Source organism: Streptococcus mitis, assembly GCF_946190115.1.
Lineage (GTDB): Bacteria > Bacillota > Bacilli > Lactobacillales > Streptococcaceae > Streptococcus > Streptococcus mitis_CO.
Window position 1 is genome coordinate 49,467 of the sequence record NZ_CAMHZG010000006.1, and the last position, 12,596, is coordinate 62,062.

Here is a 12,596-nt window from a genome sequence, read left to right on the forward strand (position 1 = left end):
CAAACGTTTTACGAAAACGTTTGCACCTTTTATGATTTAATTATACCACTTTAATTTTTTTTGTAAAGGCTTTTACAAAAAAAATTACACTTTTTTCTAAAATTTTTGTAGCAAAAAAGGAGATCATTTAATCTCCTCATAAAAGTAGCTAGTTTACCTAAATCTTCAAGAATCGGCGCATGGAAATTCCTGATCCCAGTGAACCGATGAAAATTCCAATCACAAATAATAGGGCAATCATCAGAGGAGTAAATACCTCTGGCGCAATCATAGAAAGATTTTGACCTACCAATGACTTATTGACAGATTGGTAAACCATTCGATAAACAATAAAGACCAACACTGATGGCGCAGTTGCTCCAAGCAAACCAATGAAGGCACCTTCAAGTAAGAAAGGTCCACGGATATAACTGTTCTTAGCACCAACCAAGCGCATGATTTGAATTTCGCGACTGCGAGAAATAATGGTAATACGAATGGTATTTGAAATCAAGAAAACTGCAATGAAAATCAAAAGTCCTGCAATAACTAATCCCCAAACACGGATAAATGATGCTAGTTGGAATAGGCGTTCTGTATTGGCACCACCATCCTGAACCTCAGACACACCTTCAATTTTTTTAGCATCTTCAGCCACAGTTTTTACATCACTTGGCGTATTTGTATCAACGATATAGGCATCATAGAGGGGGTTGGCATCTCCTTCAAAAATTTTCCAGTTATCACCCATTGTCTCGGTTAATTTTTCATATTGTTCTTCTTTACTTGAAAAAGTAACACTCTTAACAGTAGACATCCCCTTCAAAGCATTGTATACCTTGTGGTAGTCATTATTTGTAACAGTTTGACCTTCTTTTTCAATAGTCTCGCTATTATCAGCTACATCCTTGCGAATATAAACCATTACTCGAACATTATTTTCAATATCTGTAGCTAGTTTCGCTGTATTGAAAATAACAGAAGCAAATATGGCAACCAAGGTCAAAGTAATCATGACTGAGCTGACAGCAGCCACTGTCATCCAACCATTTCGTTTCAAACTTTTTAGTGATTCAAATAAATGGCGAAAAAATCTACTAATCATCGTATCCATACTCTCCTTTTGATTCGTCACGAACGACACGCCCATTTTCAATGGCAATGACACGGTGGCGCAAGGTATTTACAATCTGGCTATTATGAGTCGCCATCAAAATAGTTGTCCCTTGTAGATTAATCCGTTCCAAGAGATTCATAATTTCCCATGAATTATCCGGGTCCAGGTTTCCTGTTGGTTCATCGGCTATCAGTACTTTGGGATTATTTACAATAGCACGCGCAATCGCAATCCGCTGTTGCTCTCCACCTGAGAGCTCATTTGGGAAAGAGCGAACCTTGTGCTTCAACCCAACCAAGTCTAAAACTTCCATCACACGTTTTTTGATATTACGGCGATTTTCCCCGATTACTTCCATAGCGTAAGCAATATTTTCATAGACCGTTTTCTTTGGCAATAGTTTATAATCCTGGAAGACAACCCCAACACTACGACGTAGAAGCGGGACGTCTTTCTTTTTGATCTTAACCAGATTAAAACCAGCAACTGATAGGCTTCCTTTATCGATTTTTACTTCACGATATAGAGAACGAATGAAGGTTGACTTCCCTGCTCCTGAAGGTCCTACAATGTAAGCAAATTCCCCCGGTTGAACGCTGACCGAAACACCGCGTAGGGCAGTCGTTCCGTTGTCGTATTTTTTGACGACATCTCTCATTTCAATGATTGACATGTGAGTTCCTTTCTATCTTAGCTGATTCGCCACTTGAGGTAGGCATCGATAAAACCATCTAGGTCTCCGTCCATAACCTTATCTACCTGAGCAACTTCAAAGCTAGTTCGATGATCTTTTACCATAGTATAAGGCGTGAAGACATAAGAACGGATTTGGCTTCCCCATGTGATTTCTTTTTTCTCACCCTTGAGGGAATCTACCTCCGCAGCTTTCTTTTCCTGCTCCATTTGATAGAGCTTAGCCTGCAACATCTTCATAGCTCGATCTCTATTTCCATACTGGGTACGATCCACTGTTGATTGGACAACAATTCCAGTTGGAATGTGGGTTAAACGTACACCTGTTGAAACCTTGTTGACGTTTTGTCCACCGGCACCACCTGAACGGAAGGTATCCATCTTGATGTCATCTTCCCGGATTTCCACTTCAATAGTATCGTCCAACTCAGGCATCACTTCTACAGATGTGAAAGAGGTATGGCGACGTTTAGCAGAGTCAAATGGTGAAATTCGCACCAAACGGTGTACCCCCATTTCTGACTTGAGAAGACCATAGGCATTAGGTCCTTCAAATGATAAGGTTACTGACTTGATACCAGCTTCATCTCCTGCTTGGTAATCCAATACTTCTACTTTAAAGCCTTTAGCATTTCCATAGCGAGTGTACATACGAAGCAACATATCACCCCAGTCCTGAGCCTCAGTACCACCAGATCCTGGATGGATTTCCAAGATGGCATTGTTGTGGTCATAAGGTTCTGACAAGAGTAGAGTCATCTCGTAGCTGGTCATCATCTTATCAAGTTCGGATAACTGCGTTACCAATTCTTCATGCACCGACTCATCTTCTGCTAAAAAGTCCAATAAAATTTCAACTTCATCCTGCAACTCTTCCATCTTATGGAAGGTATTGTAAGTGTTTTTTAATTCATTTAATTCTTGCGACGTTTTTTGGGCCGCGATATTATCGTTCCAAAAATCAGGTTCTGTCATCTTATTTTCCAAGATGGCAATCTCTTCCTCTAGACCCTCGAGGTCAAAGAGACCCCCTGAAAGAAGCTAATTTTTCACGATTTGCGTCAATTTTCTGACGGATTACTGAAATGTCCATAAATACTCCTTTTTTACATCATTTCATTATAGCATATTTTATCATTTCTTTCCATCTTTTGCTCTACTCCTCTTTTCATGAAAAAAGAAGCCTTTCGGCTTCCCTTCTTACAAGACTTTTGCTGAAGTACGAGTGATTTCTTCTACTTGAATATTCTCTGATTCAAATTTTTCTTTCAAGGCTGGTAAATCAATTGAGCCATCGATTTGAACTTCGATAATGACCTTACCATCCTTACGCGGAATATTGACTGTATGAGAGATATTCAAATTTTCTTCTGCAATCAAAGAAACAATCTTTCCGAGGACACCAACTTCATCTTCTGTAACAAAGCGCACACGAATTCCTTCTTCACCATAACCAGCAATTTCAAGAAAGGCTTGGAAAACGTCACGATCCGTAATAACTCCATAGACTTGATGGTTATCAACGACAGGAAGAATACCAATCTTGTTTTTCAACATCAGATAAGTTGCATCCTCTAGACTCGCATAGCCTGAAACAGTGACAACATCGCGAATCATGACATCTTTTACTTTTGTCTTATTTAGAAGATAATTCATCTCATAGATTGAAAGACTGGTTGCTTTTGATGGACTAGCTTGGGCAATGGTTCCCTCAGTCACCAAACCAACCAATTGATCATTTTCGATAACAGGCAAGCGGTGCAATCCTTGCTCTCTCATTAAATCTGCTGCATGAGATACTGTTGTATCTGGACTAATATAAACTACCTTGCGGGTCATAAAATCTTTAACTGCCATGAGACTTCTCCTTTTCTATTCTTATCCCTATTATACAATCTTTTTGCAAATCTATCAAACGCTTACATTTCTTTTTCAAAATTCAGAAAAGTATGAATAAGCTAGCAAAAAGAGCTCTGAAATCGAGCTCTGTGAATGAAAGTAAGATACGTTTCATTCGATTTTTTCAATTATTAGAAATTAACCTTTTAATGTAGATAAAGATTGCTTTGCAATATCTATCCGCAACCTAAACTAGTCTCCCAGACTATGCGATGATTGCTTCGCAATCTTCATCTGCCGACTAAAAAGGTCCCCCGGACTATAATGATGATTACTTCGTAATCTTCATCCACCGACTAAAACAATCCACTGGATTCGGATGATTGATTCGCAATCTCTATCCACCGATTAAAAAGGTCCCCCGGACCTTTTTAACCACCCAGATATGCTTTTCTGACTTCTTCTGATGAAGCGAGTTCTTTTCCTGTTCCTGATAGAACGATTTTCCCTGTTTCCAGTACATAGCCTCGGTCAGAGATTGCGAGTGCTTTATTGGCATTTTGTTCAATCAAGAGGACAGTTGTCCCTTGCTTCTGGATATCTTGAATGATATCAAAAATCTCTTGGATAAAGATTGGGGCAAGTCCCATTGATGGTTCATCTAAAAGAAGAAGTTTTGGTGTTGACATAAGAGCGCGTCCCATGGCAAGCATTTGTTGTTCCCCCCCTGAAAGAGTAGCTGCATCTTGGTTCTTCCGTTCTTCAAGACGAGGAAAGCGTGAGAAAACCTTCTTCAAGTTAGCTTGATTTTCTTCACGATTTTTCTTTAAGAAAGCTCCCATTTCAAGATTTTCCATAACAGTCAAGCCAGGAAAGACGTGGCGTCCTTCTGGAACTTGTGAAAGACCACCTGCCACGATTTTTTGAGCTGGCATTTTTTGGATTTCTTGACCTAAAAATTCAATCTTTCCTGAACTCGGTCTAACCAAACCAGACAAGGTACGGAGAATGGTTGTTTTACCTGCACCATTGGCACCGATAAGGGAAACGACTTCTCCTTCATTCACTTCAAAGCTTACATCACGGACTGCTTGGATCATACCGTAATGCACAGAAAGATTATCAACTTTTAACATAGACATTAGGCTTCACCTCCTAGATAAGCTTCGATAACGCGTTTATTGGTCTTAATTTCGTCTGGAGTTCCCTGAGCAATCAAACGACCGTATTCAAGTACGTAGATACGTTCTGTTACTTCCATAACCAGATTCATATCGTGTTCAATCAGCATGATCGTAATCTTAAATTCATCTTTAATACGACGAATTAACTCAGTCAATTCGGCTGTTTCCTGCGGGTTCATACCTGCTGCTGGTTCATCTAAAAAGAGAATTTTAGGTTCTGTAGCAAGGGCACGAACAATTTCCAAACGACGTTGTTGTCCGTAGGCAAGATTTTTAGCAAGAGTTTCTGCATCACCATCCAAATCAAAGATTTTCAGCAATTCCAAGGCTTTAGCCTTTAATTCTTTTTCACTCTTGTAAAAAGCTGGTAAGCGCAAAAAACTAGCAAAAACATGTTGTTTGTGATGGTTGCCAAAAGCAATCAAAACATTGTCCAAAACTGTTAAATCTTTAAAGAGACGGATATTTTGGAATGTACGTCCAAGTCCCAAAGAAGCAATCTTATAAGGTGACTTTCCATTCAAAAGGTGGCCATCTAGGGTTACTGTTCCCTCGCTTGGTTCATAAACACCAGTCAAGAGGTTAAAAAGGGTGGTTTTACCAGCTCCGTTTGGACCAATTAGTCCAACCAGTTCCCCTTCGTTCAATTCAAGAGTCACATCTCCAACAGCTGTTAGACCGCCAAAATGTTTGGTTAACTGTTTTACTTCAAGTAATGCCATTAGTTTTGTTCCTCCTTCTTAGATTTTTTAAAGAAACGTGATAGGCTCAATTCCCATGTTCCAAGTAGTCCACCTGGTCTGAAAATCATTACCAAGACCAAGGCCAAAGCGTAAATAATCATACGCACGCTAGCAACATCTTGGAGAAGCATATTCAAAATTCCAAGGACAATAGCTGAAACAATGGCACCTGTAATGGAACCAAGTCCACCAAATACAACAATGATCAAAACGTTGATTGAGTTGATGAAAGTGTAATCTTTCGGTACAACAGACCCGATAAATCCTGCCTGAAGTGACCCTGCAATACTTGCAGTAATGGCACCAAAGACAAAAGCGATGATTTTAATTTTAGTCGTATTAACCCCAACTGACTCAGCAGCAATTTCATCCTCACGAACGGAGAGAGTTGAACGTCCAATTGGACTACGCAAGAAGTTCAAGGTTGCAATGGTTGTAATCACGACAAAGAAGTAAACCATTTGCCAAGTTGTAAAGTTTGGAATTCCCAAGATACCTGCTGCACCATTTGTAAGGCTTCCACCATTGATGATAAAGATACGGATAATTTCAGAAACACCTAAAGTCGCTACCGCAAGATAGTCCCCCTTCAAGCGCAAGGTTGGAATCCCGACAAGCAAGGCAACTGCCCCTGAAAGCAAAGCCCCTATCAGCATAGCTCCAAAGAAGGCACCGTAGGTTGGTGATTTAGAACCAATAATAGCTGCTGCATAGGCACCAATCGCCATGAAACCAGCATGCCCAAGTGAAAATTGGCCTGAAAAACCAACGATTAAGTTGAGACCAACAGCCAGAATAATATTAATTCCGATTTGTTGTAAAATCTGTACATAGAATAGATTGAGTACTCCGACTGAAACCAGTACACTAATCAAGCCATAGCCAGCTAACAAAAGGAGTAACCATAGAATATTAACTTTTAAATTTTCCTTCATCGTTTACACCTTCTCTTTCACATTTTTACCAAGGATACCAGCTGGGCGGACAATCAAGATCAACAACAAGATTCCATAAACAATGGCATCACGGAAGTCTGACATCCCAAAGGCTGTCGCAAAGGTTTCCAATAGACCAATTACAAAGCCACCGAGAGCCGCACCAGGAATAATTCCGATACCACCAAGTACTGCGGCAACGAAAGATTTAAGACCTGGAGTAACCCCCATCAAAGGCTCAAGAGAGTTATAATAAAGGGCAATCAGAACACCAGCTGCACCCGCAAGAGCTGAACCCAAAGCGAAGGTAAAGCTGATAGTACGGTTTACATTGATCCCCATCAATTGCGCTGCATCGCTATCTACAGATACAGCACGCATGGCTTTCCCCATCTTAGTCTTTTGAACAATGACTTGTAACAAAATCATCAAAATCAAGGAAATCGCCAAGATCATTAACTGTACATTCGTTAAGCTAATTGGCCCCAAATCATAGCGAACTGTTTGAATCGCTTGAGGAAAGGCACGAGTATTGGCACCAACCAGATAGACCATACCATACTCTAATAGGAAAGAAACCCCAATAGCTGTAATCAAAACAGCAATACGAGTAGAGTGACGCAAAGGTCGGTAAGCAAGGAACTCAATCACGACACCAAGAATGGCTGTCGCTAGCATAGCTACAATAAGAGCTACAAAGAAATTCATTTGGAAAGAATTAATCAAGAAATAACCGATAAAGGCTCCCATCATATAAATATCACCGTGGGCGAAGTTGATGAGCTTGATAATTCCGTAAACCATGGTATATCCTAGGGCTAACAGCGCATAAACACTACCTAGAATCAAACCATTTACTAGTTGTTGGAGCATAAGATTCACTCTTTCTATTTATAATTTCGAGGGTTTTCCCTCATTTTTTGATAGGTTCTTAAACATCGAAACAGGGAGTGAGTCAAAGGCTCATTCCCTATTTCAACATTTTTCTATTATGGTTTTACAACTTCTGCTGCTTCAACCTTACCATTGTTCATGGTCATCATGTAAGCAGTTTTGACTGTGTTGTGGTCTGCATCGAAGCTTGTTTGACCAGTTACACCTTCAAAATCTTTTGTTTTAGCAAGGTTATCCTTGATTTCGCCAGAGTTTTTAGCACCTTTTGCTGCGTTTGCTACAAGGTGAACTGAGTCATAAGCCAAGGCTGCAAATGTTGAAGGCTCTTCGTTGTACTTAGCACGGTAAGCATCAAGGAAGGCTTTTGCTTTAGCCGAAACTTCTACAGTAGTTGAGAAGCCTGAGATAAAGTAGATGTTTGATGCTTTTTCAGCAGTTGCTTGTTGTACAAACTCTTCACCGTTAAATCCATCACCACCAACGATTGGTTTGTCAATTCCCATACCACGCGCTTGGTTTACAATTTTACCAGCTTCAGTGTAATAACCAGGGACGATGATAGCATCAAAGTCTTTCCCTTTCATTTTTGTAAGGGCCGCTTGGAAGTCTGTGTCACCTGCTACGAAAGTTTCATCTGCAACGATTTCACCCTTGTAAGCTTCACGGAAGGCTTTTGCAATACCTTTAGCATAGTCGCTGGCATTGTCAGTGTAAAGAACAACTTTCTTAGCTTGCAATTTCTCAGTAACATAGTTTGAGATAATTTTTCCTTGGAAGCTATCTTGGAAAGTTCCGATAAAGAGGTAATCTTGACCTTTAGTCAATCCATCTTGAGTCGCACTTGGTGAGATCAATGGAACACCTGCTTTTGTAGCGTTCGCTACCGCAGCTGCAGTTGCACCAGATGTCGCAGGTCCTACGATTGCTGATACTTTAGATTGAGTTACAAGGTTAGTTGTTACTGAAGCAGCCTCTGCTGTTTCAGATTTGTTATCTTTATCGACTACTTCGATTTGTTTTCCATCGATACCACCTGCTGCATTGATTTCATCAACAGCAAGTTGGGCACCTTTTTGTTCAGATGTTCCGTAGGCTGCTACGGCACCAGTTTCTTCGAAGTTAAATCCGATTTTGATTGTCTTTTCATCTACTGAGTTACCAGCAGCGTTTGACGCTCCAGACTTCACTTCTCCACAGGCTGCAAGAAGTGCTACACTTGCAAGCGCCACAAACGATAGGGCAAATTTTTTCTTCATCTTTTTTGTCTCCTTATTTCTTAAATAAATAGCATGTTAAGAATATACCGAATTATCAGAAAATTGTCAACACTTTTCTTGAACTTTTTCTATGATAACGTTTTCCTCTCGATGAAGATTGCCCACAAAGGGTGTTTCCAGCTCTTGGATATGACAAACTCTGACTTTTTTTATAAACTTTTCCTTGCCCAAGCGCCCGACCAATTGCTCCACTTCTTGAGTTGGAACATAAAGCTGTAAGTAACGATGTTTCTTGGAATGATAGGTAATATCTCCATAATCCTGCAGTTTTTTTGCATCACGATTATAGTAAAGATAGATAATCAAGCCAGATCGATTGACTTTTTCAAACATGATGAATCCTCTTTCTAAGAAATCTCTCCCTATTATACCAAAAAAAGCAAACCCAGTCGAGTTTGCCTTCTATCAACATTAGTTCAATGAATTGTTGGCCATGATTTCATCAATAAAGCCATATTCAAGTGTTTCTTGGGCGCTCATCCAGTTATCGCGTTCTGCATCTGCGTGAACTTTTTCGATTGACTGACCTGAATTTTCAGCCAAGATTTTTTCCAAGGTATTACGAGTTTTAAGCAAGTGTTCTGCAGCGATCGCCATATCGGTTTGTTGAGTACCACCACCTGTACCACCCATTGGTTGGTGAATCATGTATTCAGCATTTGGAAGCATGAAACGTTTGCCTTTTGCTCCACTTGATGCGATGACAGTCCCCATAGATGCAGCCATTCCCATAACGATGGTTTGGACATCTGCCTTGATAAAGTTCATGGTATCAACGATTGCCAAACCAGCTGAAACGGAACCACCAGGTGTATTGACATAAAGGTAAATATCTTTTGTACTATCTTGGGCATCCAAGAAAAGCAATTGGGCAATAACAGAGTTGGCCATGTTGTCTTCAACTGGACCAGTCAGCATAATGATGCGGTCTTTGAGAAGACGTGAGTAAATATCGTAGGAACGTTCTCCACGGCTTGTTTGTTCAATAACGACAGGAATCATTCATTTCTCCTTTTGAGTTTTATTTTTGTTGGTCAAATGACTGAAGATAAGACTATTATAATATCTTGGTCAAAAAAGGTCAAATTTTTGCTCTGTTTTCATCAGACAGAAACAAAAACTCAACCTCCTTTCGTGACTGGAACTTCTTTTCCAAGTCAATCTTCTTTTCGATCTTATTTCGTACCGAACAAGCGGTCTCCAGCATCTCCAAGACCTGGAACGATATAACCGTGTTCGTTCAAGCGTTCATCCAAGGCTGCTGTAAAGATTTCTACATCTGGATGAGCTTCTTGAAGGGCTTTTACACCTTCTGGTGCTGATACAAGGCAGACAAATTTGATATTTGACGCGCCACGTTTTTTAAGGGAGTCAACAGCCAAGATTGCTGAACCACCTGTTGCCAACATTGGGTCTACCACAAAAATTTGACGTTGGTCAATATCCTCAGGCAATTTCACCAAGTACTCAACTGGTTGAAGCGTTTCTTCATCACGGTACATACCGATGTGACCAACCTTAGCAGCTGGAACCAAGCTCAAGAGCCCATCAACCATCCCGATACCTGCACGTAAGATTGGAACGATGGCCAATTTCTTACCTGCCAATTGTTTTTGAACTGTTTTTGTGATTGGTGTTTCGATTTCCACATCTTCTAGTGGAAGATCACGAAGTACTTCATACCCCATCAACATTGCAATCTCATCTACTAGCTCACGAAAAGCTTTTGTAGAAGTATCTGTACGACGCAAGATTGACAATTTGTGTTGAATCAGTGGATGATTAATAACTTCAATTTTTCCCATTTTTGGAGTTCCTTCTTTCAATTTATTCTTCTTATTATACCAAAAAATGGTTTAAAAATCTTTCTAAACCATTTATTTTTGATAATTTTTACATTAAATCTGCTTCTTTAAGAGCTGCTTGTACTGTCTCAAGTGGTAGATGGGTCAATTCTGTCCCTTTTTCTTGATAAAGGTATTGGGCATAGTCATCCATTCGGTACTGGTTAATATAAACCACACGCTTGCAACCGACCTGAAGCAATTGTTTGGTACAGTTGAGACAAGGAAAATGGGTTACATAGGCTGTAAAACCTTTTGGAACACCACGTTCAGCACCTTGAAGGATAGCATTAACCTCGGCGTGAAGGGTGCGAACACAGTGTCCTTCAATGACCAGACATTCGTGATCAATACAATGCTCGGTTCCTGACACCGAACCATTGTAACCAGTGGAAATAACCTTATTATCTTTTACCAGAATCGCGCCCACTTTGGCACGTTTACAAGTGGAACGATTGGCAATTAGTAAGGCTTGGGCTGCAAAATACTCATCCCAGGCTAGTCTTTTTTCAGTCATATCTCTTCTCCTTTTTCTCTATTTTTTAAAAAATGGTAACCGTAAATCCGCAATCTTTTCAGCAGGTACCTTCATGCCATCCTTGATCCATTTTAGAAGGACAGAGACGATGGCCGAGCTCCAGAAGGAATGAAGATAAGAGCTGACACCTTTTGATTTTCCATGGTACTTTTCTAGAAATTCCTGCATGGCTTGGACAAAGATTTTTTCCAGATGGTAATCTAAGGCCAATTGAATCACTCTGGCTTCCTTTCTTGCTTCTCGGAAAAGGTGAACCCAGACCAGATAAAGGTCTGTCTTTAAATCATAATGATGCAACTGTTCCATAATATTGTGGACAGTTCGTTTAAAGACGCTTTCTAAAATCTCCTCTTTGGAATCATAATTACGGTAAAAGGCTGCACGAGAAACGCCTGCACGTTTGACCAATTCAGAAATACTAATCTTGGTCAAGTCATTTTTTTCCAAGAGTTGCAAGAGGGCTGTTTCAATGGCTTCTCTGGTTAATAAATTGGATTCTTGGTTTGATTTTCTGAGATTTTCAAGAGACTTTTCAGAGATTCTACGTTCAGACATAACATTTTCTTTCTACTTGTCACAACAGACGGATGAGGCTTTTGTTTCAAGGGCTTTCATGATATAATTGTAAAAAAAGACAGAACCTTTGTCAATGTATAACTGACAAAGTTGGAGAATTTCTATGACTTGGAAGATTATTGCTGACTCTGGTTGTGATTATCGTCAGCTGGAGACACCAGCAATTGATACAACCTTTGTAAGTGTCCCCTTAACCATTCAAGTAGCTGATCAGGTCTTTGTTGATGATGCCAGTCTTGACATTGACCAAATGATGGAAACCATGTATGCAACTGCAGAAGCTTCAAAATCAGCTTGTCCAAGCCCAGATGATTATTTGCGAGCATTTGAAGGTGCCAAAAACATTTTCCTAGTAACCATCACTGGTACTCTTTCTGGCAGTCACAATAGTGCTCAACTAGCTAAGAATATTTATCTAGAAGACCATCCTGACACTAAGATTCATGTAATTGATAGTTTGTCTGCTGGTGGAGAAGTTGACTTACTCGTAGAAAAATTAAATGATTTGATTGACCAAGGCTTATCTTTTGAAGAAGTGGTTGAAGCTATCACCGCCTATCAAGAAAAAACCAAGTTGCTCTTTGTTCTAGCAAAGGTCGATAACTTGGTTAAAAACGGCCGTTTGAGCAAGCTTATCGGTACAGTCGTTGGGCTTCTCAACATCCGTATGGTCGGAGAAGCTAGTGAAACTGGAACTCTCGAATTGCTACAAAAAGCAAGAGGAGCAAAGAAATCGATTCAGGCAGCATATGAAGAGTTAGTGAAAGCAGGATATGCTGGTGGTCGTATTGTCATGGCTCAACGCAATAACGAGAAATGTTGTCAACAGCTTTCAGACCGAATCCGTGAAAATTTCCCACAAGCCAACATCAAAATTCTCCCAACCTCTGGTCTCTGCAGTTTCTATGCAGAAGATGGTGGTTTGCTGATGGGATATGAAATTGATTAATTGCATTCTTGACAAGAGGTGACCATCA

General features: G+C 40.1%; 15 protein-coding genes. 1 reads left to right on the forward strand and 14 read right to left on the reverse strand.

Going from position 1 to position 12,596, the window contains the following annotated elements; all coding sequences use genetic code 11:
- Positions 1-157: 157 nt before the first annotated feature.
- The 14 genes from ftsX to N8L90_RS04670 form a co-directional block, all read right to left on the reverse strand.
- Positions 158-1,084, reverse strand: a complete 927-nt coding sequence (ftsX, locus tag N8L90_RS04605) for a permease-like cell division protein FtsX (protein ID WP_000625550.1) — start codon at positions 1,082-1,084, stop codon at positions 158-160.
- A complete protein-coding gene (ftsE, locus tag N8L90_RS04610) occupies positions 1,077-1,769 on the reverse strand; it encodes a cell division ATP-binding protein FtsE (protein ID WP_000022265.1) in 693 nt (230 codons plus the stop codon). Before ftsE ends, ftsX begins: the two co-directional genes overlap by 8 nt.
- A 17-nt stretch (positions 1,770-1,786) precedes the next feature.
- Positions 1,787-2,882 (reverse strand): peptide chain release factor 2 gene (gene prfB, locus N8L90_RS04615; protein WP_138337628.1). Its coding sequence is split into 2 segments (ribosomal slippage): positions 1,787-2,809 and positions 2,811-2,882, totalling 1,095 coding nucleotides; the frame shifts between segments, so codons are not numbered across the junction.
- Positions 2,883-2,989: 107 nt separating this feature from the next.
- Positions 2,990-3,646, reverse strand: coding sequence for a CBS domain-containing protein (locus N8L90_RS04620; RefSeq protein ID WP_000268660.1), 657 nt, complete (start codon positions 3,644-3,646; stop codon positions 2,990-2,992).
- A 413-nt stretch (positions 3,647-4,059) separates the two neighbouring features.
- Positions 4,060-4,770, reverse strand: coding sequence for an ABC transporter ATP-binding protein (locus N8L90_RS04625; protein ID WP_000062200.1), 711 nt, complete (start codon positions 4,768-4,770; stop codon positions 4,060-4,062).
- Positions 4,770-5,534: an ABC transporter ATP-binding protein gene (locus N8L90_RS04630; protein ID WP_001185997.1), complete on the reverse strand. Its 765-nt coding sequence runs from the start codon at positions 5,532-5,534 to the stop codon at positions 4,770-4,772. The genes N8L90_RS04625 and N8L90_RS04630 overlap by 1 nt, the downstream gene beginning before the upstream one ends.
- The gene (locus tag N8L90_RS04635) at positions 5,534-6,490 is read right to left on the reverse strand and encodes a branched-chain amino acid ABC transporter permease (RefSeq protein ID WP_000662286.1); all 957 of its coding nucleotides are present in this window, start codon (positions 6,488-6,490) and stop codon (positions 5,534-5,536) included. The genes N8L90_RS04630 and N8L90_RS04635 overlap by 1 nt, the downstream gene beginning before the upstream one ends.
- A 3-nt stretch (positions 6,491-6,493) precedes the next feature.
- Positions 6,494-7,363, reverse strand: a complete 870-nt coding sequence (locus N8L90_RS04640) for a branched-chain amino acid ABC transporter permease (RefSeq protein WP_000941421.1) — start codon at positions 7,361-7,363, stop codon at positions 6,494-6,496.
- 116 nt (positions 7,364-7,479) lie between these two features.
- A complete protein-coding gene (locus tag N8L90_RS04645; RefSeq protein ID WP_261024371.1) occupies positions 7,480-8,640 on the reverse strand; it encodes an ABC transporter substrate-binding protein in 1,161 nt (386 codons plus the stop codon).
- A gap of 66 nt (positions 8,641-8,706) precedes the next feature.
- Positions 8,707-8,994, reverse strand: a complete 288-nt coding sequence (locus N8L90_RS04650; RefSeq protein ID WP_000462121.1) for a YlbG family protein — start codon at positions 8,992-8,994, stop codon at positions 8,707-8,709.
- A gap of 78 nt (positions 8,995-9,072) precedes the next feature.
- Positions 9,073-9,663 carry an ATP-dependent Clp protease proteolytic subunit ClpP gene (clpP, locus tag N8L90_RS04655; RefSeq protein WP_000613475.1) on the reverse strand — a complete coding sequence of 197 codons (591 nt, stop codon included), beginning with the start codon at positions 9,661-9,663 and terminating at the stop codon, positions 9,073-9,075.
- Between the two features lie 173 nt (positions 9,664-9,836).
- Positions 9,837-10,466: a uracil phosphoribosyltransferase gene (gene upp / locus N8L90_RS04660; RefSeq protein WP_000515974.1), complete on the reverse strand. Its 630-nt coding sequence runs from the start codon at positions 10,464-10,466 to the stop codon at positions 9,837-9,839.
- A gap of 88 nt (positions 10,467-10,554) precedes the next feature.
- Positions 10,555-11,022, reverse strand: coding sequence for a deoxycytidylate deaminase (locus N8L90_RS04665; RefSeq protein ID WP_000136973.1), 468 nt, complete (start codon positions 11,020-11,022; stop codon positions 10,555-10,557).
- An 18-nt stretch (positions 11,023-11,040) separates the two neighbouring features.
- Positions 11,041-11,598: a TetR/AcrR family transcriptional regulator gene (locus N8L90_RS04670; protein WP_261024375.1), complete on the reverse strand. Its 558-nt coding sequence runs from the start codon at positions 11,596-11,598 to the stop codon at positions 11,041-11,043.
- A 124-nt stretch (positions 11,599-11,722) separates the two neighbouring features.
- Between N8L90_RS04670 and N8L90_RS04675 the strand changes: the two genes are divergently transcribed.
- A complete protein-coding gene (locus N8L90_RS04675; RefSeq protein WP_261024377.1) occupies positions 11,723-12,568 on the forward strand; it encodes a DegV family protein in 846 nt (281 codons plus the stop codon).
- Positions 12,569-12,596 lie beyond the last annotated feature (28 nt).